This window comes from Pedobacter ginsenosidimutans (genome assembly GCF_001442625.1).
Lineage (GTDB): Bacteria > Bacteroidota > Bacteroidia > Sphingobacteriales > Sphingobacteriaceae > Pedobacter > Pedobacter ginsenosidimutans.
In genome coordinates this window covers 420,153-444,973 of record NZ_LMZQ01000003.1, presented here as the reverse complement: position 1 = coordinate 444,973, position 24,821 = coordinate 420,153, and the positions used below count along the sequence as shown (strand labels likewise).

Here is a 24,821-nt window from a genome sequence, read left to right as displayed (position 1 = left end):
CCATGAGATTTTGGGGTCTTTGTTTATTGATATTGTTTTTGTCCTCATGTTTTGCCAGAAAGGTACCACGGTCTGTAACGTTTCGTGAGCTTGAGCCTATAGCAGACAAGGCCATAGTGCTTTTACCTGAAGCAACAGTGTCTGCCCTTAAAGTTGTACCCGTAGAGCTGGCCAACAATATTGCGATCGCTCCAATGGAAGTTGTGACCAATCAGCTTGTGTTAAAACAAAAAGTTGTAAAGCAACAAGGTCAAAAACAAGTGAAGCAGAAAAAAGCTGTCAACCAGAAATCCATGATGTTTAGTAATATAAAAAGCAATCTTGAGCTCAAAAAACCACTACTCTCTGGCCCGTCACAATTTGATAGCAGGATTGAACCTAGCATTTTAAATGTCAAAATTCCATGGCAGAAAAAAATTCATGATAATGTTTTATCCATTGGTATAGTTATAGAAAAAGATAAAATACATGCAATTTCCGATACAAGTTTTCAAATAGAAGCTGGCATAACACTTCAATCCAGATACAAATTGTGTGTAGATGAGCCTTTCGCAGATCAGCCTGTTATTGGTGTTGGCACTGCATTTATTATAGGTAAGCGTACTATGGTAACAGCAGGGCATGTTTTTACAGAACCGCTTGAAAATTATATAATAGTTTTTGGTTTCGAGATGTTAAAGGAAAAAGGAAAATTTAATACAATTATCGCTAAGAACAATATTTATTACCCTAAAAAGATTAGTCATAAAGACGGAGATCTCGATCTCATGGTTTTTGAAGTAACAGAAGAGATTACCAGATCAGCACTATCCATTTCTCCCATTGTAAACCATGCGATAGATACCGAAATTTATATGATTGGGTACCCATCAGGTTTGCCCGCAAAAGTAGCTTTAAATGCCGAAATACAGGAGAATAGCCATCCTCAATTTTTTTATACTTCATTGGATGCCTTTCAAGGCAACTCAGGTTCGCCGGTATTCAATATGGCAACCAACGATGTAATCGGCGTACTGGTTTCTGGAGAGGTCGATTACATCTGGAATGGTACATGTAATAAGTCCTCTCTATGCCAATTCCCTTATTGTAAGGGCGAAAAAGTGATGAAAATTTCAGCGTTGGCAGATTATATAAATCCTTGAATGTGCTAATAGATTAAACTCCCTAAAAGCAAAAATCCCGCTCTACCCAATGTAAAGCGGGATCGTAGCCCGTAGGGGAATCGAACCCCTGTTTCCAGAATGAAAATCTGGCGTCCTCACCCCTAGACGAACGGGCCATTAAATATCAGAGTGTCTTTCAACTCTTTGGTAGCGGGGACACGACTCGAACGTGCGACCTTCGGGTTATGAGCCCGACGAGCTACCAACTGCTCCACCCCGCACTCTATATCTTCAAATATTTATCCGTTTGAAGGAGTGCAAAGGTAAGAGTTTTTTTGATACCTGCAAAACCATTTGCAGATTTTTTGATAATATTTTTGATTGATCATTTAGCCTTAAAACCATTACTTGTTGGCGTTAGCAAATTTTGATTTGATAATGAGAGGGTTGCGTGAATTAAGTAAGGCTCTAGCGTTGTTTTATATAGTAAGTTTGGGTAATTAAATTTTGCTTCTTTTCCTATTATAAGCCAATAAGAATTATTTCTTGCCCTGTGCTAGCTTGATTTCAATATATGACGTTAATTTATTTTGAAATCTATTTTTATACATATCTATTAGGTGTAGGTAAATCGTCGCTATGTTCTGTTAAATCATATCAATTATCTAAAGATTTATCGATATTTAATGACCGTTACAGGTATTAGTTTTATGAGTATTACCGAAGAATTTATATCAACACATCGCCTTGTTGGCAAAATCCCCGAATTAAAGGATCGTGACGAAATTATTTCCATACTGAAAAAAGAAAAATATAATATAACAAAGGAGACGACCTCAGAGATTTGCTTTGTTTTACCATCATCAGCATATTCGAGTAGATATAAAAATAGAATCAGGGAAGGCTCAATTGTATACGATCATCTATCGGGAGATTTCGAATTTAGCTACATTGATAAGAATTCTCTTTTTGGTTTTTTATCCCCTGCTATTTTCGTAATCTTATGTGTGTATAATTTTGGATGGCTAGGTTTTGTATTGCCCATATTGCTAATTACCGGTGTATCGCGCTTCAGTTTCTTGTTTTATAAAAACGTAATAGGAAGGGAATTTATCAGTGATTTAAAATTAAAGCCCGATTATCCCTAGCGAGTAGGTTTGAAGGAGGTAAGAGCCCTGCTTGGCTTTTCAATAAGGATTACGTTATCTCTAAATTTCACTTTAAATGATTTAAAGACCTTGACAGGACTAATTTTCTTTAAGTTGATAAATTTTCTGATTGCTAGCCTTGAATGTGTTGATAAAATCACTAACCGTAATGTTTGGATTGAAGTCTGTATCTGAAGAGAGCAACAACATACCAACATCATAGCCTATCACAGTTACAGAAACTCGGTCGCCGGTAATTTTATCCTTGCTGGCAAACCTGGTCAAAGTTGGTATAGCTACTTTATTATTTCTGATGTATGCGCGGTATTCTTTAATGGTTTTTGTTGCATCATCTTTATGCGTATATCTGATGTAGGGAATAGTGGTTGTATCAGCAGGATTCATTGGAGGAAAAGTTGCTGTAATATGTTTATTGTCGAGGAAGCTTAGGCTAGCCTTTTCTGCGTGCACTAATTCTGTTTGATAGCTTTCCCCGGCAGCATCTTTATTCGTCATAATCCTTGATGTGGCACTGTTGATGTCTGTAGAAAGTAATGTCGATTTATCGCTGCTAACAATTGAACTGCCCGCCTCGGTTGATAATCCAATAATGGTTAAGAGGTATTTTATTGTCAATGCATTACTGCTTTTTACGGTTAGGATACCGCCATTACTGATTATACTGATGTTAAAATTACTGGTTGTCATACCTGGTGGAACATCAAAAACTATCATTGTTGTTGTTACGGTTTTTGGCTTTAGGCTGATGCCATTTTCGAACGTAATAGTAACCTGGCTAGGGTCGGTTCCAAAATTATTTCCTGTGATGGTTATCGTTTGGCCTATCGTTGCCTCAGTCGGAGCAAAACTATTAATTACAGGTGATTTAGGTGTAAGATCATTGTCTTTGTTAGAACATGAACTGCCGAATAAAAATATAATGAAAGTAATACAATTGAAGAAATAAGAGCGTTTGGTTTTCATAAAAGAGTTTAACTGTTGGCTAAGATAATTATTTTGCTATATGGAAAATGGAATTGCTCCAAAAAAAAAGCTGCTGATTTGTAATGAATAATTGTATTTAAAAGTACATAAAAGCAAAAATCCCGCTCTACTTATCGTAAAGCGGGATCGTAGCCCGTAGGGGAATCGAACCCCTGTTTCCAGAATGAAAATCTGGCGTCCTCACCCCTAGACGAACGGGCCATTTTCAGTATTTTAATTTCCAGTTTACAATTTGCAATTAAAACTGCCAATTGTGAACTACCAACTGAATTGGTAGCGGGGACACGACTCGAACGTGCGACCTTCGGGTTATGAGCCCGACGAGCTACCAACTGCTCCACCCCGCACTCTATACAACTCGTTTTTTCTTTGAATTAAATCCTTAACTCTGTTTCCGAATTGGAATGCAAAGATATAATTCGTTTCTTTGTGCTGCAAATTTTTTTTTAAAAATATTTTAATGGCGCATAAAGCAGGTTTTGTTAGTATAATAGGTAAACCAAATGTAGGTAAATCTACCCTCATGAATGTGCTTGTAGGCGAGCGACTTAGCATTATAACTCCTAAGGCACAAACCACAAGACACCGCATTTTAGGGATCGTAAATGAAGAAGAATATCAGATCGTTTTCTCTGATACGCCGGGTATAATTAAGCCAAAATACAGTTTACAGGAGAGTATGATGAGCTTTGTTAACGGATCTTTGACCGATGCCGACGTACTTTTATTCGTAACCGACATCAACGAAGAGCATGATGAGGAAGACGTTCTGGAGAAAATTCTGAACCGTAATATCCCTACAATTGTACTCATTAATAAGATAGACAAAGCATTACAGGAGCAGGTTGATGAGAAGATTGCCTACTGGCAGGAGAAGCTAAATCCGGTTGCTATTTATGCAATTTCGGCTTTGCATAAACACAATGTCGACGGATTATTGGACCGCGTGCTCGAAATGTTGCCAGAGCATCCGCCATATTACGACAAAGAAGATTTAACCGATCGCTCGGAACGTTTCTTTGTTTCGGAGATTATCCGCGAAAAAATTTTCCTTAATTATCAGAAAGAAATTCCTTACAGCACCGAGGTAATTGTGAAGAGTTTTAAAGAAGAGGAAATGAAAAACGGTAAAGGTGCATTGATCAGGATTACTGCAGAAATTGTAGTCGAACGCGATTCGCAAAAAAACATTTTAATTGGTACAGGTGGAAGCATGTTGAAAAAGGTGGGTACCGAAGCACGTTTAGAGATCGAGAAATTTTTAGACAGCAAGGTTTTCTTAGAGATGTTTGTGAAGGTAATCCCCGACTGGAGAAGTAAAAAGAATTATTTAAAAAGCTTCGGTTACGATAATTAATTTCGATTTTTAGGATATGAAGAAAAATTTAACGTTTCTCTTGCTGCTGATCAGTACAGCGGTTTTTGCTCAGGAATCAAACAATGGTAAAAAATTGTGGGCAAAATCTATCCTGAACGAAAAAGCACCAGACCTGGTTGTTGAAAAATGGATTTCAAAACAGCCCGATACCAAAGGGAAATTTGTGTTGATCGATTTTTGGGCAACCTGGTGCGGACCATGCAGGGCATATATCCCAACATTAAACGATATCCAGAAGAAATTTGCCGATAAAATTGTAATTATTGGTGTCTCTGATGAAACAGCTGAAAAAGTAGAAGCTTTTAATAATCCTAAAATCAACTATTTTGAAGCCATAGATACTAAAGGAACGGTAAAAGACTCACTTCAGGTTAAAGGTATTCCACATGCTATTCTCATCGATCCGAAAGGAATTGTTAGGTGGGAGGGCTTTCCTTTATTGCAGGGAAATCAATTAACAGAAGAGGTAATAAAAGGACTTTTAGAAAAGTATAAAAATTAATATTAATGGAGGTTACGAAAATTAACCTTACCTTTGCAGCCCGAAATAAATCGGTTAGTAGTTGATAGTCAATGGCTGATAGCCAAATAGTTTGAGCAGCTTGCCTAAACATCACGACCATTAACTATAAGCCATTAACTATCAAAAGAACACCATGAGTAATATTATAGCCATCGTAGGCAGGCCAAACGTAGGCAAGAGCACCCTTTTTAATAGACTAACAGAAAGCCGTAAGGCGATTGTAGATGACATCAGCGGGGTAACCCGCGATAGGCACTATGGAGTGGGTGAGTGGACAGACAGACAATTTACAGTAATTGATACTGGTGGTTATGTGGCCAACTCAGAAGATGTTTACGAAGCCGCCATCCGCGAACAGGTAATGATCGCCATCGAAGAAGCCAGTGTATTAATCTTTATGGTGGATGTAACCACGGGCATCACCGATTTAGATGATGATATTGCCCAGGTACTGCGCAGAAGTAATAAGCCCGTTTATGTTTGTGCGAATAAAGTAGACAATACCGCTTTATATAACGAAATCCATACTTTTTATGGTTTCGGATTAGGTGAGGTATATGCATTGTCATCAATGACGGGTTCTGGAACAGGAGAGTTGTTGGATGAGATTGTTAAAAATTTCGAAGATATTCCGGAAGAAGAAAATCAATTGCCTAAAATTACCATTGCAGGTCGCCCGAATGTGGGCAAGTCTTCTCTGGTTAATGCATTAATTGGTAAAGAACGTAATATTGTTACTGCAAATGCAGGTACAACCCGCGATTCGATCAAAATTCATTATAACCAGTTCGGTCATGAGTTTATGCTGATCGATACTGCCGGATTACGTAAAAAAACCAAGGTTAAAGAAAACCTAGAGTTTTATTCGGTAATGCGTACCATTAAAGCTTTAGAAGAAGCTGATGTTGTGGTATTAATGATCGATGCCGTAGAAGGAATCGAAAGTCAGGATATCAATATCTTCCACCTGGCCGAGAAGAACAAAAAAGGGATCGTAATTTTGGTTAACAAATGGGATCTGATCGAAAAGAATACACAAACGATGAAAGCTTTCGAAGAGCAGATTCATGAGCGTATCCGCCCGTTTACCGATGTGCCAATTGTATTTACTTCGGTATTAAACAAGCAACGTATTTTTAAAGCAATTGAAGCAGCTTTAGAAGTTTATAAAAACCGTAGCAAGAAAATCCCTACATCTAAATTAAACGATGTGATGTTGCCGCTGATTGAGAAATTCCCACCACCGGCATTAAAAGGAAAACACATTAAGATTAAATACATCACACAGATTAATGCTACTTCGCCAATGTTTGCCTTTTTCTGCAACTTGCCACAATACATTAAAGATCCATATAAACGTTTCATCGAGAATAAATTGAGAGAAAACTTCGATTTTTCTGGTGCACCGATCCAGATTTATTTCAGACAGAAATAGGTTTGAGTTTGAAGGTTTAAAGGTGGAGGGCGTAAGGTCGATATGCCTAAAAAACCAATCTTATTTAAAACAGGGCTTGCATTCCAAAGAGAAAGCAGCCCTGTTTTTGTTTTGCTCCAGCGTCATTTCGACTGGAGCACAGTCCCGAACCTTCGGGAGAGAAATCTTAAAACTATGTTTATTGGACATTTTAAAGATTTCTCCTCCAAAGGAGTTCCTTTGGAACGCTACGGTCGAAATGACGATCCTCCTTGTCAGTGGTCAGAAAATACCCTTACCTTTGCTTCATGCAATTACAAGTACAAAATAGCCTGGCAGCTGACATCGATACCATTTTCGAATTTTATGATATGGCTATTGCCCACCAAAAGAAAGTATTTAATAAACATTGGCAAGGCTTTAGCAGAGAAATGGTGCAAACCGAAATTGATGAAAACCGCCAATATAAAATTCTTGTAGATGGCGTGGTGGCCTGTGTATTTGCCGTTACGTTTAACGATCAGTTAATTTGGGGAGAACGGGATCATGATGCGATTTATATCCACAGGATTGTAACCCATCCCGAATTTAGAGGCTATTCTTTTGTGAAGGAAATTATCAAATGGGCTAAGGATTACGGTGCAAAGAACGACATTAAATTTATCAGAATGGACACCTGGGCAGATAATGAAAAATTACTCGAATATTATACAGGCTGTGGCTTTGACTATGTTGGGGTAGTAAGTATGGAAAAAACTGACGGGCTACCGAAACACTATGAAGGAATCAGTTTAAGTTTGTTTGAGATCGTATTGTAAATTATAAAACGGTCGTCATGTTGAACTCGTTTTATTGGTAGTATTTATGGTTTTTAAAGGCCTAATAGCTACTTCGTGGTCAGCATTTTTTTAGTATCGTCCTCGTTTGCAACGAGGATGAATGAAATACACATTTGTAATGTGTTTAAATCACTTAAGCCGATGCAATCGGCATACTCGTACGTCCTCGTTGCAAACGAGGACGATGGATTAAATCATTTCAATTCAATTTTCCAGCTTAACATATCATCAACTTCTCCAATATGGATAAAGTTGTTTTTTTCTAAAATTGAATACGAGGCGACATTGTCTTTTGTGGTCGCGGCAAAAACAGATCTCACTTTTGGCTGTTCCTTAGCCCATTCTATTAAGCGGCCAACGGCTTCCGTCATAAAGCCCTTACCTCTAAATTCCTCGTAAGTACCATAACCGATTTCGATTTCGCCATTTGGATCAGGCTCACCAACAAAACAGATATCGCCTACCATTTTATGATCGGGTTTAGATATGATTGTCCATAAGGTATGGTACAGGTAATCTTTATCCTTATCGAAAACGTTAGGTAAAATCGTTTGTTCCAAAGCGTCGTGAAGCGAAAGAGAAATGTTTTTTTTGGTTGGTAAAAGGCCAAACTCTTGTTCTAAAGAATGATCATCTTTAATGTATTTTAAAAGCTGATCGTGTGTTAATGGTTTTAAAATGAGGCGTTCTGTTTCTATCATGCTTGAGTTTGTTAGATAGGCTAATATAAAGCTTTGGGTTTTGAATAATCAAAATTTTAGAACAAGCTTTTGTTAAAAAAAATGTCTTAAAAATGTCGAGCGCAATTAATAAACCTTTATTACCTGTCCTGTTACAATGCCCAGCACACTTTTCTCGTAAGCTTTAACTACTTTCTCCATGGTAACCGGAATTTCGCCAGGAAAAGAATCGAAATAAGCAGGCGAATCTTCAACCACGTTGGGGCTGATGGCGTTTATACGAACCCCATTTTCGAGTTCTGGAGCAGCAGCGAGAACAAAAGAATTTAAACCTCCGTTTACTGTGCTTAGTGCGGCACCAGCAGCTACAGGATGATCAGCCAATATACCCGAAGTTAAGGTAAATGACCCACCTTTATTAATGTAATGCTGACCGATAAGCACGAGGTTAACCTGACCCAATAGTTTGTCTAGTAAGCCGCTCTTAAATACTTCACCCGTCATCTGACTTACAGGCGCAAAAGGGCCTTTTCCGCTGGTACTGATCAGAGCATCGAACGGCCCAATCTGCTTAAACATGGCTTTAATCGATGCTTCATTGGTAATATCTACCTGAACATCACCTTTGGTATTTCCTACGCGGATGATCTCATGTTTTTGCGCAAAAGCTTCAGCCACTTTTTTGCCCAATGTGCCTGTCGCGCCTACAATTATTATTTTCATATAAATATGTTTAACGTGGATACCAGATTAGTGTCGTTATTAAACATCGGGGTCATTAAAATGTTTGTATCGCGTCAATCCTGCAACACAATTTCTGCTTTTAGGTCGGTAATCAAAAGATCGATATGCGCTTGCGTTACGTTGGGCATGCAGATGATATGCGAATTTCCCTGCTCTGCAGCCAGCTGCCATTTTTTACAGATTGTTGCAGATGGGGTAGGGAAGTTTACGGTTATAGCATTCATGTTTCGCCATGCAGCAATACCCAGCGCTTTAAGTTTTTGTTCGGTATAAGCTGCGGTTGCTAAACTGTGCATGGCCCTGGTTTTTAAACCTGTTATACCCAAACGTTTAATGGTGTACCATAAAAATAAGGGGCTATGGCCATTTCTAGATCCGGTAATGGTGGTATCAACACTTCCGATGTAAGCCACCGAACGGGCAATCCGATCACGGTTCGATTTTTTGGCAATCACCACACCGCAAGGCATCGGCGAGCCAAAAAACTTGTGACCGCTAATGGCGATGCTGTCTGCGCCATCTTCAAAGTCGAATGCTGGTCTGGGTTCAATCAATGCACTGTAGGTGCCAGAAAGTGCAGCATCGGCATGGATATAATAATGTTGGATAGCCAGTTTTTTTAAGATGCTTTTAATTTTGGCCACATCGTCACGGGCCTCGGTCATGGTGGTGCCAATATTAGCCATAATGATAACAGGCATGTGACGGTTCATCCTAATGGTGTGTTCAAGGTCTTCGTAATCGATTTCTCCATTTTCCTGGGTGCGGATAACGATATTCGACATATTGAGTAAGTGCAGGTTTTTTTGCACACTATAATGTGTAGCTTCAGAGTAATAAACCATTCCTTTTGGATGTAATTCGCGGGCAAGGTATAAACCATAAAGATTTCCTTCTGAGCCACCATTGGTTACATAACCCCACCAGTTATCTGCAGGCGCACGGAATAGTTCAGCAAAAAACTGAACTACTTCTTTTTCGAGTTCACGCGAGCCTACGGCATAGGTCGAAGTAACGAAAGGATCACCCAGGTTGTTCATCGGGTATTTTAAAAAATCAGAAAGTGCCTGATAATCGAAGTCTTTTGAAACGGGGTAACCTAAAAATAAATCGGTCTGTTTCTTAACGTTCTCTAATAGATCATTTAATACCTGTTGATCTTTTTCATGTAATTTGCCCGCTTCCATAAAGATATGATTTGCGGACAAAATTAATAAAACAAAATATAGTATTATGTTTTGTTCTTGATTAAGAGTATTATTTTGTATTTGTGTAATTACTCGAAATTAAAATTCAATTAAAGCTGTGCATTTATCGCCCATGAAATATAAAATATGGCTATTGAAGGTTAAGTAGCGCTTGTCTTACAGCATTGTCGGTTTGGTTTGCTGCCTTATAATAGCCTACATCGCCCAGATAATAACGGCAAAGCAAAGCTTTTAAATCATTCAAGATCACATTTTTCGAATTATACAATTGAAAACGATCTATCGTTACATTTTTGCGTTGAAGATAACCGATAAAGTCTTTAAAGTCGTTATCATTTATGGTAAAGATATTGATATTCTGCTCTACAAAACTCGCGCTATACTTATTGGTAAGTACATTAAATACATAATCAGAAAGCACTTTTTTGCTCACTAAATTGCTGTAAAACTTATTGTAGCCACTCGTATCTAATTTTACAAATACATCGGGCTGGATACCGCCCAAAGGTTTATTTTTTTTTGTTGGTTGGATATTTACACCTTCTGTTTTCTCAATAGAATCCTGAAATGAGGTCCGGTCTCCGGTGAGCTCTCCATCCATCATGCGTTCGTCTAATTCGTGTTTGTAAGCGTCGTAACCTTTTTTATACGATTTTTGGATACTACGACCAGATGGTGTGTAATATCTCGCGATGGTTAAGTTCAATGCAGAGCCGTCGCCAAAAGCAAATTGCTCTTGTACCAAGCCTTTGCCAAAAGAACGGCGGCCAACAATAATTCCGCGCCCCAGATCCTGGATGGCTCCAGCTACAATTTCGCTGGCCGAAGCGGTATTTTCATTAATCAGGACAGCCAGTTTGCCATTTTGAAAAGCACCAGTGCCCGTAGAAAAATAATCGGTGCGTGGTTCATGTTTACCCTGCGTATATACTATAAGTTTGTTCTCGCCCAAAAACTGATCGGCCAGTCCTGTAGCAGCAGTAAAATAGCCGCCTCCATTGTCGCGCAAATCAAGAATCAGTTTTTTCATGCCTCTTGCTTTCAGGTTATTGGCTGCAGCAGAGAAGTCGTTATCGGTATTGGCACCAAATTTACTGATCCGCACATAACCGGTTTCGTTATTGATCATATAAGCGGCATCAATACTGCTGATATTTACTTTGCCTCGCGTAACCATAATGCGGTTACTTTGCGGTGCTCCTGGATGTAAAAGTACCACGCTAACACCCGTTCCTGATCTACCTTTAAATCGGCCGGTAAGTTGGTCTTTTGGTAAGTTTCTTCCACTTACAACTGCCGTATCGATACTTAGGATTTTATCGCCCAGTTTTATCCCGGCCTGGTAAGCAGGGCCGTCTTTAACCACGCCGGTAACCATCATGGTATCGTTAAGCATATAATATTCTATGCCCACACCCTCAAAGTTCCCTTCCAGGTTATCGGTCATATCCTGTGCATCGGTTGGCGGCAGGTAAACACTATGTGGATCAAGTTGGTGTAAAACGCTATCTATGGGTAAGTTTTGAAGCGAATCGGTATTGATGTCATCAACATAATTACCATTGATGATGTGTAAGATCTCATTTAATTTCTCATCGCTGTTGTTGGCGAGTTGAGGACTCTTTTTAACGCCAAAGCCTTGATCTTTAATGAATTTTATGCCCAAAAACATACCCACTATTAAAATTACAGAATAGCTTGCAGCGATCAGTACGTTATTTCGAGTGTTTTTTTTCATCAGCGTTACTGCAAATTTATGAAAATTAGCGAGTTGATATATTTTTTAACTGCATTTTCATGTCTTTTGTTTATAATATTTAACATTAATTAATGCAATGGAGCGATAGGTTGAAATTTATGACAGATATTTTTGGGTTTTTAGGGTAGTTTTTAGAAAGAATTTACCGAATTTTATCAAAATTAAATTTATGAATAGAGTTACCGAGCAAGAATCTAACTATAACCACATCGATCAGATGTCGGTGTTAGAAGTTTTGCAGGGCATTAATAACGAAGATAAAACTGTAGCATTTGCAGTTGAAAAATGTTTGCCTCAGATCGAAAAATTAACATCGGCAGTGGCCGATCGAATGAAAAAAGGTGGTCGTCTTTTTTATATAGGTGCAGGTACAAGTGGTCGTTTAGGTGTAGTAGACGCATCAGAATGCCCGCCTACCTACGGTGTTCCTTTTGATTGGGTTGTTGGAATTATTGCCGGCGGAGATACGGCCATTAGAAGAGCGGTAGAATTTGCTGAAGATGACGCCGAACAAGCCTGGAAAGATCTTCAGGAATTTGAAATTAACGAGAAAGATTGTTTGGTTGGCCTGGCAGCGTCAGGTACTACGCCATATGTAATCGGCGGATTAAACACGGCACGTAAGCATGGTATTTTAACAGGTTGCATCGTTTGTAATACCGGCGGACCTATTGCTGCAGAATCGGATTTTCCGGTTGAAGTGGTGGTTGGCCCTGAGTTTGTAACCGGCTCTACCCGCATGAAATCTGGTACGGCGCAAAAAATGGTGTTAAATATGTTAAGCACCACAGTTATGGTTCAGTTGGGGCGTGTAGTTGGCAATAAAATGGTCGATATGCAGTTAACCAATCATAAACTTGTAGACCGCGGTACACAAATGGTGGCCGATGAACTAAATATAGGTTACGATGAAGCAGCTGAGTTGTTAACCCGTTATGGAAGTGTACGTAAAGCAGTTGAAGCAGGACACTAAGAAATGAGAGAAGGATAGAATGATGTAATGTAGAAATGACCTTAACATTCACTCATTCAAAATTCACTCATTCAATAATTAAAGTATATGCACGAAATTGAGCCTTATTACCAGTGGAGAGATGATTATATTTCGGCAGAAGATGAGCGTTCGCCGTTTTACAATACCGAATATTCAGAACTTTACTTCGATAAGCAGATTTACAATTTTTTACTGCACCCGCAATGGGACGAGTTTGGTTCGAATACCTTATACATGAAGGTGTTATACGCCGATTATGATCGCAGTTATGCCGTTATAGAATTTATAGGCGAGTGGAACGATGCCATTAACAACGACATTATGCTGCTGAAACGTGATATTTTAGAACTGATGATGGATGAAGGCATTAATAAATTTATCCTGATCGGTGAAAATATACTGAATTTTCATGCCTCTGATGACAGTTATTACGAAGAGTGGTTTCAGGAAGTAGAAGATGGCTGGATTGTTGGAGTTAATTTTCAGGAACACGTAATCACCGAGTTTCGCGATAATAACATCGATTATTACATTAACTTTGGTGGTGCTTTTGACAATTTGCCATGGCGTACCTTAAAACCTTTACAGTTCTTTAAAAAAGTTGAAGAACTGCTGACAAAAAGATTAAACTAAATATTTATTTTTATATAGTTAAATACACGAAATTTAAAATGGAACAACAAAATTATCAATATCAGGACAACAGTGTTTTTGTACAGGAAAAAACTGTTTCTAAAAAATTCTTTGCAAACGTTTTCTTATGGATGTTCGTGGCATTGAGTTTATCAACAGTGGCTGCTTTTTTATTTGGCACCAATACTGAATTAATGCAATATCTCCGCGTTATAAATCCTGAAACAGGAAAAGTAAGCAATACTATTTTTGGATACATTGCAATGTTTGCGCCACTTGGCTTAGTTTTATTAATGGGATTCGGATTAAGTAGATTGTCATATAGTGCTTTAGTTGGTGTTTTTGTTCTATATTCAGTTTTAACTGGTATAAGCTTAAGCTTTATTTTACTTGCCTATACTGCTGGTTCAGTAGTGAGCTGTTTTGCAGGAGCTGCCGGAATATTTGGAATTATGGCATTTATGGGCTACACAACCAATATCGATCTAAGTAAATTTGGACCGATTTTAATGGTTGGGGTAATTGGTTTAGTGATTGCCAGTGTAATTAATATGTTTGTTCAAAGTGAACAGTTCAGTTTGTTTATGGCATTTATTGGTATTGCCATATTTACAGCATTAACAGCTTATGATGTACAAAAAATTAAAAGAATTGGCGAAGGGATCGAAGCTAGCGGCGAACAGGTTCTTCAGATTGAATCTAAAAAAATGGCTATTGTAGCAGCATTGTCTTTATACCTGGATTTCTTAAATATCTTCCTTTTCTTACTTCGTATTTTCGGAAGCAGAAAGTAGTCATTAACAGAACAATATTCTTAAGGCCGTGCAGAATTGCATGGCCTTTGTAATTTTATTTGGTTGCGAAGCGATAAATTTTGGAATTGATGTAGCTTTGTTGCATTTTTGTATGCTTATTAAGAAAGACGGAGGGATTAGACCCAACGAAGTCTTAGCAACCTGTAACCATACAAGGTGCTAAATTCTATTCTGCAAATAGCAGAAACAGATAAGTTTAGGATTACGATTCACGTACCAACTTTTTAAATAAGCTTTTTTTGAGATTTGAGATGGGAGACATGAGATTTGAGCGATAAGTTGTGCTTAATAATTCTCATATCACATATCTCAGTTCTCATATCTAACAACAAGAATGAGCATAAGAGAAGAATTAGAAAAACGTATTTTGGTGATTGATGGTGCAATGGGTACCATGATTCAGCGATATACCTTAACCGAAGAAGATTTTAGAGGGGAGCGATTTAAAAACCATCCCTGTGATGTAAAAGGCAATAATGATTTGCTCAACATCACACGTCCGGATATTATAAAAACAATACACCTGGAGTACCTGGCGTCTGGTGCCGATATTATCGAAACCAACACGTTCAGTACACAGCGCATTTCCATGGCCGATTACCAGATGGAAGACCTTTCTTACGAAATGAGTTTTGAAGGTGCACGGGTGGCAAAAGAAGCTGTAAACGAGTTCATGGCCGCAAATCCAGACCGTAAATGTTTTGTTGCCGGTGCTATTGGCCCAACCAACCGTACCCTTTCCATGTCGCCGAATGTAAACGATCCTGGTTTTAGGGCGGTTTATTTTGATGAACTGGAAGCGGCTTATTATGAGCAGGTACGTGGTTTGGTTGATGGTGGTTCTGATGTGTTATTAATCGAAACCATTTTCGATACTTTAAATGCTAAAGTGGCTATTGTGGCCATTAAAAAATACGAAGAGGTAATTGGCCGTAAACTGGAGATCATGATTTCCGGTACCATTACCGATGCCTCCGGAAGAACACTTTCAGGTCAAACTGCCGAAGCTTTCTTGAATTCCGTAATGCATGCAAAACCATTAAGTATCGGTTTTAACTGTGCTTTGGGTGCTAAAGAAATGCGTCCGCATATTGAGGAACTCGCCGCAAAAGCAGGTTGTTATGTTTCGGCTTATCCGAATGCAGGTTTACCAAACGAGTTTGGTGCTTACGATGAACAGCCACATGAAACCGCACATTTGGTTGACGATTTTATTGCCTCTGGTTTTGTGAATATTGTGGGCGGCTGTTGTGGTACCACGCCAGAGCATATTGGTTGTATTGCCAAAAATGCGAGAAAAGCTGAACCCCGGAAAATACCGGTTCTTGAACCTTACATGCGTTTAAGCGGGCTGGAACCCGTAACCATCACTCCGGAAAGTATTTTTGTAAATATTGGTGAAAGGACGAATATCACCGGATCCCCTAAATTCTCTAAATTGATTTTGGGTGGCGATTATGAAGCTGCACTGGCCGTTGCCCTGCAACAGGTTGAAGGCGGTGCGCAGGTAATTGATGTGAACATGGATGAAGGGATGTTGGATTCGGAAGCGGCGATGACCAAATTCTTAAACCTCATTGCCTCTGAACCGGATATTGCCAAATTGCCAATCATGGTCGATTCATCTAAATGGTCGGTTATTGAAAATGGCTTAAAATGTTTGCAGGGAAAAGGAATCGTAAACTCTATTTCTTTAAAAGAAGGGGAGGAGAAGTTCCGCGAAAGTGCACGCAAAATTATGCAATACGGTGCTGCGGTAGTAGTAATGGCTTTTGATGAGCAGGGACAGGCCGATAATTACGAACGCAGGAAAGAAATCTGTAAAAGAAGTTACGATATTCTGGTACACGAAATTGGTTTCCCGCCAGAGGATATTATTTTCGATCCGAACATTTTAACTGTTGCAACCGGATTAGAAGAACATAATAATTATGCTGTCGATTTTATAAATGCCACCCGTTGGATCAAAGAAAACTTACCTCATGCCAAAGTAAGCGGAGGGGTTTCTAACATTTCTTTCTCTTTCAGGGGGAATAATACGGTTCGCGAGGCGATGCACTCTGCATTTCTTTATCATGCCATTCAGGCAGGTTTAGACATGGGGATCGTAAATGCAGGGATGTTAGAGGTTTATCAGGAAATTCCACCCGAATTGTTAGAAAGGGTAGAAGATGTACTTTTAAACCGAAGAGACGATGCTACGGAGCGTTTGGTAGAATATGCCGATACCGTAAAATCGAAAGGTAAAGAGGTGGTTAAAGATGAAGAGTGGAGAAAAGGTTCTGTTGAAGAGCGGTTATCGCATTCTTTAGTAAAGGGAATTGTAGAGTACCTGGATGATGATGTGGAAGAAGCCAGACAAAAATATGCCCGCCCGATTCAGGTAATCGAAGGTCCATTGATGGACGGGATGAACATTGTGGGTGATTTATTCGGTGCCGGAAAAATGTTCCTGCCCCAGGTGGTTAAATCAGCAAGGGTAATGAAAAAAGCTGTAGCCTATTTATTGCCATTTATCGAACAGGAGAAGCTGGATAATCCCGATCAGGATCAAAATTCATCTGCCGGAAGAGTTTTAATGGCCACCGTAAAAGGCGACGTACATGATATTGGAAAAAATATTGTGGGCGTAGTATTGGCTTGTAATAACTTCGAAATTGTTGATATGGGCGTGATGGTTCCTGCGCAGGAAATCATCAAAAAAGCCAAAGAAATAAAAGCCGATATTATTGGTTTAAGTGGATTGATTACGCCATCATTGGATGAAATGGTCCACTTTGCCAAAGAAATGGAACGCGAAGGTTTTACCATTCCCTTAATTATTGGTGGGGCTACTACTTCAAGAATCCATGCGGCAGTAAAAGTAGCACCAAATTATTCTGGGCCTGCTATCCACGTGTTAGATGCTTCCAGAAGTGTTACGGTTTGCAGTACTTTAATGAATCCGGATACGAGAGACGAATATATAGCAGGCATCAGGGCAGAATATGACAAAGCCCGCGAAGCGCATTTAAACAAACGATCGGATAAACGGTTTAAAACTTTAGAGGAAGCCCGTGCAAATAAATTTAAGATCGATTTTCAACCTAACCTGCCTGTTCCTGAATTTACAGGTACAAGGGTTTTCGATAATTATCCCTTAGAAGAATTGGTTCCCTATATCGATTGGACGCCGTTTTTCCATACCTGGGAGCTCCGTGGCAGTTATCCTAAAATTTTCGATGATAAAAATGTAGGCGACGAGGCGAAAAAACTTTTTGATGATGCACAGACTTTATTAAAACGCATCCTCGATGAAAAACTGTTAACAGCAAGGGCCGTAATCGGTTTCTGGCCAGCAAATGCCGTAGGAGACGATATTCAGTTGACAGTTACCAGTGATCAGTTGTCAAATGACTCCGAACTGAAAACTGAGAACTCCAAACTGGTAACTATTCACACCCTCCGCCAGCAGGCCGAAAAAGTAGATGGGCAGCCTTATTATGCTTTGTCTGATTTCATTGCGCCGAAAGAAAGTGGTATTCAGGATTATTTTGGTGGTTTTGCCGTAACCGCAGGTATAGGGATTGATGAGCTGGTGAATGAGTTCGAATCCAATTACGATGATTACAACAGCATCATGGCCAAAGCACTGGCCGATCGTTTAGCTGAAGCCTTTGCCGAGCGCATGCACGAACGTGTGCGTAAAGAATACTGGGGTTATGCACAGGATGAAAACTTGAGCAACCAGGAATTGATTAAGGAAGAATACGCAGGTATCCGTCCAGCGCCAGGTTATCCTGCCTGTCCGGAACATACCGAAAAAGGAACTTTATTCCAATTACTTGATGCGGAGAATAAAATAGGATTGCACTTAACTGAAAGTTATGCCATGTACCCAACAGCAGCAGTAAGCGGCTTTTATTTCGCGCATCCCGATTCGAGGTATTTTGGATTAGGAAAAATTACCAAAGATCAGATTGAAGATTATGCCATCAGAAAGAATATGCCGATTGAAGAAGTAGAGCGGTGGCTAAGTCCAAATTTAGCTTATTAACCCCAGCTTCTACAGGGCAGGGAATTGTATACAAATTAAAATTTAAAGTCCCGATTATTAGGGATTAGGCGTATGAAGATTACAGACCATATAAAAAACGCGAAGGGTAAAACCTTGTTCTCTTTTGAATTATTGCCGCCTATTAAAGGGCAAAGTATACAATGGATTTATGATGCAATAGAGCCATTGCTAGAGTTTAATCCGCCTTTTATTGATGTAACTTCGCTCCGCGAGGATTATATTTATAAAGAACAGGCCAATGGTTTGCTACAAAAGGTATCTTATCGCAAGCGTCCGGGAACCATTGCCATTTGTGCGGCCATTATCCATAAATATAAGGTTGATGCCGTTCCGCATCTCATTTGCGGTGGATTCACCAAAGAAGAAACCGAAAATGCATTGATCGATTTACAGTTTTTGGGTATCGATAACGTTTTAGCTTTGCGTGGCGATGCCCGTAAGGCAGATGGGAATTTCGTGCCAACTCCTGGCGGCCACTGTTATGCTACAGATTTAATCGAGCACATCAAGAACCATAACGAAGGTAAATTTCTCCACGAAGATGTAGAAACCTTTAAAAGTGATTTCTGTATCGGCGTGGCTGGCTATCCGGAAAAACACTTCGAAGCGCCTAACATGAATACCGATTTCAAATACCTGAAAAAGAAGGTTGAAGCAGGGGCAGAGTTTATTGTTACGCAGATGTTTTTCGATAACCAGAAGTATTTCGACTTTGTAAAGAAATGCAGGGAAAACGATATTAATATTCCAATTATACCAGGTTTGAAACCTATAAGTACCTTATCGCAGTTAAATGTGCTGCCTAAAATATTTCACATCGATTTGCCAGATGAGTTAACGGATGCGCTATCGCACGCTAAAAATAATAACGAGGCAAAAGAAATTGGTACTGAAGCCATGATTAAACAATGTAAAGAACTGATTGATTTTGGCGCCCCTGTATTACACTTTTACACCATGGGCCGCCCAGAACAGACCAAAAAGATTGCGAAAGCTATATTTTAAAGAAAGAGCCGTCACTCTGAATTTATTTCAGAGTCTTAATTTAAAGATGCTGACCACGAAGTAGCTATTAGGCATTTAAAATAAATTCAGCATGACGCTAAATTGAAAATAATCATGAATAATTTAAATACCGACCAACAAAACCTTGATGCCATCTTAACCGAGGTTAAACAACAGGGAATAGATTATTTAAATCATATTCATGAACGGCCAACAGCCAGTAACAGAGAGGTAAAACTCATTCGTGATTTAAGCGGGCAAGGATCTGGCTCCATTGAAGCCTTAAAGCAATTTAATCAACGTTTCGAACCTATTATGGTGGCTTCATCTGGGCCAAGGTACTGGGGCTTTGTAACCGGTGGTACCACACCGGCTGCTATTGCAGGGGATTGGCTATCGACTATCTACGATCAAAACACGCAAAGTGCAAAAGGTAACGGCGACGTTTCGGCCATCATCGAACTCGAAACCATCCAGTTATTGCTTTCGTTGCTTAATCTGCCCGAAGATTTTTTCGGTGGTTTTGTAACTGGAGCAACCTTATCTAATTTTACTTGCCTAGCTGTTGCCAGGCAATGGATTGGCAAACAATCTGGTAAAGATTTCGCCAGAGAAGGTATATCAGGTACTGTAAAAGTGCTGTCGGCTACGCCACATTCATCAGCCATCAAATCCTTATCGATGTTAGGCTTGGGAAGTGGCAATTTTATTCAGGTAAACGTAATGCAGGGTAATCGCGAAGCATTGGATATTGCCGACCTCGAACTGAAAATACAAGCCTTAAATGGCGAACCTTTCATTCTGATTTCCAGCGCCGGAACAGTAAATACGGTTGATTTTGATGATTTTGAATCCATTAGTACCTTAAAAGAAAAATATAATTTCTGGTGGCATATCGATGCAGCCTTTGGTGGCTTTGCCGCTTGTTCGCCAAAATATAATCATTTGGTTAAAGGATGGGAGCATGCCGATAGCATTACGGTAGATTGCCACAAATGGCTAAACGTACCTTACGAGAGCGCGGTGTTTTTGGTGAAAGAAAAACATCAATTGTTGCAGGTAGAAACTTTTCAAAATTCTAATGCGGCTTATTTGGGCAATCCTATGGAAAATTTCAGTTATTTAAATTTCTTGCCAGAAAATTCCCGCCGTTTAAAGGCTTTGCCTGCTTGGTTTACCTTAACTAGCTATGGAAAACAAGGTTATCAGGAAATTGTAGAAAGTAACGTTGAAGTGGCTTTACAGTTTGCCGGTTTCATTAATGAAAATCCAAATTTCGAGTTGTTGGCACCAGTACGTTTAAATACCGTTTGTTTTTCCTTGACAGATGAGAGTTTAGTTGCAACATTCCTGAATAAGTTAAACGCGGGCGGAAAAGTTTTTATGACTCCCACATTTTATAACGGGAGGAAAGGGATACGAGCTGCTTTTGTAAACTGGCGGACCTCAGCCGCTGATATTGAGCTGGCTACGGCAGTTATGTTAGAAATTCTTACAGAACTTTAACCTTAAAATTATTGTTTTAATGTTATAGCGTTTATCTTTGTGACGATGAAATTCGATGGCCTTAAATATGTATTGATTGCCTGCATTGCAATTGCTCTTTTTTTAAAAGTGAGCCATGCGGTTTCATATTTAAGTTATCCTACTGATAATGTTGAAGTTTTATCTACAAATGATGACGCAACAGAGAAGGAAGAAAAGAAAGTAGAAACCGAATATGCGGTGCAGCAGATCGTGTTTCATGGAGCGTTATATTTTCCACTTCAAACTTCAAAAAAGGTGCTCATTCCTGATCATTCTCTTCAGCTGGCTTACTTTCCAGAGGTTTTAACACCTCCACCTTCCGTATAAGCATATCATTTTATGTTTAAACCCCGTTTCGCAAAGACGGAACCAATTCCCTATTTTAATAATTACAAAATAATATATATGAAACGAGCAATTTCATTTGCAGTGCTGTTAATCGCTGCCTCTTTAAAAATCAGTGCACAAGAAGTTGTACAGAACAATGTTAAACCAGTAGAAAATGCACTAAATCAGGTTACTAAGTTGCAGCCCGTAAGTTTTAATTATGATAAAACCTGGGCCGAAAAACTGAAATTATCGACAAAACCACAGTATGGCTTTGTAGGAACTGATGCTAAAACTGCTTTTCCTGAAATAATTTCTGTACAGGCAAAAAATTATGCATCAGGTAAAAACGCATTTAAAAATGCTACTATTACCAAGGTAGATTACGAGAGTTTAGTCCCGCTTTTGGTCGCCAGTATAAAAGAGCAACAAGAGCAAATAGAACAATTAAGGGCAGAAGTAAACAGTTTAAAATCCAGAAATACAAAGTAGTTTTTTAGTTTTATAGTTGATTCAGGTCGGAGTAATATTCCGGCCTTTTTTATTTTTATAAATAAAATGATCCTACGCAACGCTTAAATTTTTATTTTTATATAATTAACCAAATATAAATCTACAATTAAAAACAATTATTATGAAAAAGCTTATTCAATTATTCCTGTTTTGTACAGTGCTGGCTGTATTACCTTTGCAAAATACTAAGGCTGAAAATAATGCTAGTAAATTTTTTAGCATTGGTTTAAATTTAAGTAATGGAACTGGTGATAACGGATCTATTTACCTATATGGACCTACTCCTGTTAGTGCTTATTTTGGCCCAAGTGGAGGTTCATATGGTCCGTTGACGGCCGGCACCTATACTATTAATATTTATACTGCAGCCCCAGGTTCACGCACTTTTAGATTTAATGGACAAGCGATTACCACCAGCACTGGGAGCGCGACATTTAATAATGTTAGCATTACTTCTACAGCTTTCGCTTCTGTTAATTAAATAAATATTTTCAGGTTGGTCCGGATTTATAGTCCGGACCTTTGTGTTGTTTGACTTTTTTTGGTTAAGGATTACAAATCCCGACTAACTTCAGGTATTAATCTTATAGACCCGTCATTCTCGCGCAGACGGGAATCTTAATGCTTATTAATTGCATTAGGATGAGGGTATTTCATAATTAGTAATTCACTTCGAATTTGTCACGTTGAGCCTGTCGAAATGCCTTGTAAGACATTTAAAAAAGGTCCTTCGACAAGCTCAGGATGACATCTCTATTAGGATACAGCCTCATGACGAACTTTCGAAATAGAAATATATTTTACTTATTACCCTCTAAGCAAATAACTTTTAAACCCTTCAAAATCCACACCTAACTGATCAGCATGTTTTGGTTTGCTTTCTAAAGCTTTTACCTGTTCAGGGATTTCGATTTTAGCTGCGATATCTGCAGGGAAAATATCAGGGAATTTACAGGCATGTGCGGTAGATAAGAAAACAGCAGCACTTTCGTCTGCAGGATTTTCGTTCCTGTATTTTTCAACCGCTAAATAGGCAATCGCAGTATGCGGACAGGCTACATAATTTAACTTGCTGTCAATTTCTTTGATGCCTTCTAATGTTTCATCATCAGTAAAACGATAAGAAGTAACCACTTTTTTTATGGCTTCTACATCCTGATTAAACAGATCCATAATGCGTACCCAATTGCTTGGTGCCCCTACATCCATCGCGTTCGAGTAGGTTTGTGTAGATGGTTTCGTTTCATATACACCACTTTCTAAAAAGCGTGGAACGGTATCGTTAACATTGGTAGCTGCTATAAATTGTTTAACAGGCAGCCCTAATTTATAGGCCAATAAACCTGCGCCAATATTTCCGAAATTTCCGCTTGGTACAGCAAATACCACATCTTTAAAACCTTGCTTTTTCAGTTGGGCGTAAGTATTGAAATAATAAAATGTTTGCGGAATTAATCTCGAAATGTTAATCGAATTGGCTGAAGTCAATCTAAATTTAGCATTCAGTTCATCATCAGCAAAGGCCTGTTTCACCAAAGCCTGGCAGTCATCAAAAGTACCTTTAACTTCAACGGCTCTAATATTTTCGCCATTGGTGGTTAACTGTAGTTCTTGTATTGGGCTCACTTTTCCTTCTGGGTAAAGAATAGTTACCCTGGTGTTCGGTACGCCTAAGAAACCTAAAGCTACTGCACCGCCGGTATCACCTGAAGTAGCGACCAGAACATCTAAAAGTTGTTCGCCGTCTTTTAAGAAATAAGCCATCACACGGCTCATAAAACGGGCGCCAAAATCTTTAAAGGCCAAAGATGGGCCATGGAAAAGTTCTAAAACAAAGGTTTTGTCATCTAGTTTTGCCGCTGGTGCTTCAAAATTAATGGCATCATCAATTAAAGCTTTTAAATCCTCGGCAGGGATCTCATCTCTTAATAAAGTAGAAGCTACCTTGTAAGCAATTTCAGGCAAGGAATATTTTTCGATATTCTGTATGAATTCGGAGTCAAGCTGTGGGATTTCAACAGGCATATATAAGCCTTTATCCTGCGGCATGCTGTTAAAAACGGCTTCTTTGAAAGAAACACGTAAATCTTTATTGTTGGTTGAATATAGTTTCATTTTTAATGAGGTTGGAGGGTTGAAAGGTTGAAGGTTGGAAGGTTTTGGATGCTTAGTCCTCCACCTTTAAACCCTCTACCTTCCAGCCTTACTTAAAGTACCCTAGGTCCTTCGGCGTTAACCGGAGATACAAAAGCTTTGCTGTTAATATTTATTTTATGTAAATGTTGTTGTTGTGATTTGGTTATTTTTCTGGCTGTTTCTTCATCTTGAGTTAATGCAAAAACAGATGGGCCCGAACCTGAAATTCCGAAACCGATTGCCCCATTTTCCATCGCTAATTTTCTCATTTCTTCAAAACCAGGAATCAAAATCGAACGTGTTGGTTCTACCAGAACGTCTTTCATGCTCCTTCCAATTAAATCAAAATCATTCATGAACAATCCGCTTACCAAACCTGCAACATTTCCCCACTGGGTAACCGCATCTTTTAATGCTACTTTACTGCGGATCATTTGGCGTGCATCTTTGGTAGGCACATCTACTTCTGGATAAACAATTGCCGCATACATGCCAGCTGGCGTAGGTAAAGAAATCACATCAAGCGGATCGTAACTTCTCACCAGTACAAAGCCACCCAATAGAGCAGGGGCAACGTTATCGGCATGGCCATAACCACAGGCAAGTTCTTCACCTTTCATGGCAAAAGGAACCAGCTCTTTAGTCGTTAATAAATCACCCATTAATTTGTTAATGGCAAACAAACCAGCTACTGTACTGGCCGAGCTTGAGCCCAATCCACTACCAATGGGCATTTTCTTGTGCAGTTCAATTTCTACACCAACATCCAAACGGTTTATATGCTTTAAATAATGTTGAACACTGGCACTTACGGTATTTTTGGCTGCATCTAAAGGCAAACGACCATCATCACCAGTAATTCTTTTGATCACCACACCAGGTGTATCGGTAAATCGCATTTCAACTTCATCGCCAGGTTCGTTTACAGCGAAACCCAGTACATCGAAACCGCAAACTACGTTTGCAACGGTTGCCGGAGCGAAAACTTTTATACTATTTTTCATTATTAATTG

The 24,821-nt window shown here is 39.1% G+C and carries 22 protein-coding genes, 4 tRNA genes and 1 riboswitch; of the genes, 15 read left to right on the top strand and 11 right to left on the bottom strand.

Going from position 1 to position 24,821, the window contains the following annotated elements; all coding sequences use genetic code 11:
- Positions 1-2 precede the first annotated feature (2 nt).
- The gene (locus ASU31_RS06010; RefSeq protein WP_057931458.1) at positions 3-1,142 is read left to right on the top strand and encodes a trypsin-like serine peptidase; all 1,140 of its coding nucleotides are present in this window, start codon (positions 3-5) and stop codon (positions 1,140-1,142) included.
- A gap of 65 nt (positions 1,143-1,207) precedes the next feature.
- On the opposite strand, the gene ASU31_RS06005 is transcribed toward ASU31_RS06010, so the two are convergent.
- Together ASU31_RS06005 and ASU31_RS06000 are read right to left on the bottom strand one after the other, a co-directional pair.
- Positions 1,208-1,279, bottom strand: a tRNA-Glu gene (locus ASU31_RS06005).
- Between the two features lie 29 nt (positions 1,280-1,308).
- A tRNA-Met gene (locus tag ASU31_RS06000) sits at positions 1,309-1,384 on the bottom strand.
- 405 nt (positions 1,385-1,789) lie between these two features.
- Here ASU31_RS06000 and ASU31_RS05995 point away from each other — a divergent pair.
- A complete protein-coding gene (locus ASU31_RS05995; protein WP_057931457.1) occupies positions 1,790-2,251 on the top strand; it encodes a hypothetical protein in 462 nt (153 codons plus the stop codon).
- A gap of 99 nt (positions 2,252-2,350) precedes the next feature.
- Here the strand turns inward: ASU31_RS05995 and ASU31_RS05990 are convergent, their stop codons facing one another.
- The 3 genes from ASU31_RS05990 to ASU31_RS05980 form a co-directional block, all read right to left on the bottom strand.
- Positions 2,351-3,235, bottom strand: coding sequence for an IPT/TIG domain-containing protein (locus ASU31_RS05990; protein ID WP_057931456.1), 885 nt, complete (start codon positions 3,233-3,235; stop codon positions 2,351-2,353).
- Positions 3,236-3,385: 150 nt separating this feature from the next.
- Positions 3,386-3,457 (bottom strand) — tRNA-Glu (locus ASU31_RS05985).
- Between the two features lie 70 nt (positions 3,458-3,527).
- Positions 3,528-3,603: transfer RNA gene (locus ASU31_RS05980), tRNA-Met, on the bottom strand.
- 113 nt (positions 3,604-3,716) lie between these two features.
- On the opposite strand from ASU31_RS05980, the gene era reads away from it, so the two are divergent.
- The 4 genes from era (at position 3,717) to ASU31_RS05960 (ending at position 7,389) form a co-directional block, all read left to right on the top strand.
- Positions 3,717-4,613 (top strand): GTPase Era, encoded by an 897-nt coding sequence (gene era, locus ASU31_RS05975; protein WP_057931455.1) that lies wholly within the window; start codon positions 3,717-3,719, stop codon positions 4,611-4,613.
- Between the two features lie 16 nt (positions 4,614-4,629).
- The gene (locus ASU31_RS05970) at positions 4,630-5,136 is read left to right on the top strand and encodes a TlpA family protein disulfide reductase (RefSeq protein WP_057931454.1); all 507 of its coding nucleotides are present in this window, start codon (positions 4,630-4,632) and stop codon (positions 5,134-5,136) included.
- Positions 5,137-5,290: 154 nt separating this feature from the next.
- On the top strand, positions 5,291-6,592 hold the full coding sequence (der, locus tag ASU31_RS05965; RefSeq protein ID WP_057931453.1) for a ribosome biogenesis GTPase Der: 1,302 nt from the start codon (positions 5,291-5,293) through the stop codon (positions 6,590-6,592).
- A 287-nt stretch (positions 6,593-6,879) separates the two neighbouring features.
- The gene (locus tag ASU31_RS05960; RefSeq protein WP_057931452.1) at positions 6,880-7,389 is read left to right on the top strand and encodes a GNAT family N-acetyltransferase; all 510 of its coding nucleotides are present in this window, start codon (positions 6,880-6,882) and stop codon (positions 7,387-7,389) included.
- 215 nt (positions 7,390-7,604) lie between these two features.
- Here ASU31_RS05960 and ASU31_RS05955 read toward each other — a convergent pair whose 3' ends face one another.
- The 4 genes from ASU31_RS05955 to ASU31_RS05940 form a co-directional block, all read right to left on the bottom strand.
- Positions 7,605-8,111 carry a GNAT family N-acetyltransferase gene (locus ASU31_RS05955; RefSeq protein ID WP_057931451.1) on the bottom strand — a complete coding sequence of 169 codons (507 nt, stop codon included), beginning with the start codon at positions 8,109-8,111 and terminating at the stop codon, positions 7,605-7,607.
- A 105-nt stretch (positions 8,112-8,216) separates the two neighbouring features.
- The gene (locus tag ASU31_RS05950) at positions 8,217-8,813 is read right to left on the bottom strand and encodes a short chain dehydrogenase (RefSeq protein WP_057931450.1); all 597 of its coding nucleotides are present in this window, start codon (positions 8,811-8,813) and stop codon (positions 8,217-8,219) included.
- A gap of 74 nt (positions 8,814-8,887) precedes the next feature.
- The gene (locus ASU31_RS05945) at positions 8,888-10,021 is read right to left on the bottom strand and encodes a histidine decarboxylase (RefSeq protein ID WP_057931449.1); all 1,134 of its coding nucleotides are present in this window, start codon (positions 10,019-10,021) and stop codon (positions 8,888-8,890) included.
- A 151-nt stretch (positions 10,022-10,172) separates the two neighbouring features.
- On the bottom strand, positions 10,173-11,780 hold the full coding sequence (locus ASU31_RS05940; protein WP_057931448.1) for a S41 family peptidase: 1,608 nt from the start codon (positions 11,778-11,780) through the stop codon (positions 10,173-10,175).
- Positions 11,781-11,970: 190 nt separating this feature from the next.
- On the opposite strand from ASU31_RS05940, the gene murQ reads away from it, so the two are divergent.
- From murQ to ASU31_RS05895, 9 genes are all read left to right on the top strand, one after another.
- Positions 11,971-12,774, top strand: coding sequence for an N-acetylmuramic acid 6-phosphate etherase (murQ, locus tag ASU31_RS05935; RefSeq protein ID WP_057931447.1), 804 nt, complete (start codon positions 11,971-11,973; stop codon positions 12,772-12,774).
- A gap of 87 nt (positions 12,775-12,861) precedes the next feature.
- Positions 12,862-13,428, top strand: a complete 567-nt coding sequence (locus tag ASU31_RS05930; RefSeq protein ID WP_057931446.1) for a hypothetical protein — start codon at positions 12,862-12,864, stop codon at positions 13,426-13,428.
- Positions 13,429-13,466: 38 nt separating this feature from the next.
- Positions 13,467-14,222, top strand: coding sequence for a Bax inhibitor-1/YccA family protein (locus ASU31_RS05925; RefSeq protein ID WP_057931445.1), 756 nt, complete (start codon positions 13,467-13,469; stop codon positions 14,220-14,222).
- A gap of 113 nt (positions 14,223-14,335) precedes the next feature.
- Positions 14,336-14,440: riboswitch (SAM riboswitch) on the top strand.
- Positions 14,441-14,577: 137 nt separating this feature from the next.
- Complete coding sequence (metH, locus tag ASU31_RS05920) at positions 14,578-18,279, top strand: methionine synthase (protein ID WP_057931444.1); 3,702 nt, start codon at positions 14,578-14,580, stop codon at positions 18,277-18,279.
- 72 nt (positions 18,280-18,351) lie between these two features.
- Positions 18,352-19,305 carry a methylenetetrahydrofolate reductase [NAD(P)H] gene (gene metF, locus ASU31_RS05915; protein WP_057931443.1) on the top strand — a complete coding sequence of 318 codons (954 nt, stop codon included), beginning with the start codon at positions 18,352-18,354 and terminating at the stop codon, positions 19,303-19,305.
- A 114-nt stretch (positions 19,306-19,419) separates the two neighbouring features.
- Positions 19,420-20,811 carry a pyridoxal phosphate-dependent decarboxylase family protein gene (locus ASU31_RS05910; RefSeq protein ID WP_057931442.1) on the top strand — a complete coding sequence of 464 codons (1,392 nt, stop codon included), beginning with the start codon at positions 19,420-19,422 and terminating at the stop codon, positions 20,809-20,811.
- 45 nt (positions 20,812-20,856) lie between these two features.
- Positions 20,857-21,159, top strand: coding sequence for a hypothetical protein (locus ASU31_RS05905; protein ID WP_057931441.1), 303 nt, complete (start codon positions 20,857-20,859; stop codon positions 21,157-21,159).
- A gap of 78 nt (positions 21,160-21,237) precedes the next feature.
- The gene (locus tag ASU31_RS05900) at positions 21,238-21,651 is read left to right on the top strand and encodes a tail fiber domain-containing protein (protein ID WP_167346160.1); all 414 of its coding nucleotides are present in this window, start codon (positions 21,238-21,240) and stop codon (positions 21,649-21,651) included.
- A 142-nt stretch (positions 21,652-21,793) separates the two neighbouring features.
- Positions 21,794-22,153 (top strand): hypothetical protein, encoded by a 360-nt coding sequence (locus ASU31_RS05895; protein ID WP_057931439.1) that lies wholly within the window; start codon positions 21,794-21,796, stop codon positions 22,151-22,153.
- Between the two features lie 326 nt (positions 22,154-22,479).
- Here the strand turns inward: ASU31_RS05895 and thrC are convergent, their stop codons facing one another.
- On the bottom strand, positions 22,480-23,787 hold the full coding sequence (thrC, locus tag ASU31_RS05890) for a threonine synthase (protein WP_057931438.1): 1,308 nt from the start codon (positions 23,785-23,787) through the stop codon (positions 22,480-22,482).
- A gap of 92 nt (positions 23,788-23,879) precedes the next feature.
- Positions 23,880-24,812, bottom strand: coding sequence for a homoserine kinase (locus tag ASU31_RS05885; RefSeq protein ID WP_057931437.1), 933 nt, complete (start codon positions 24,810-24,812; stop codon positions 23,880-23,882).
- Positions 24,813-24,821: the final 9 nt, after the last annotated feature.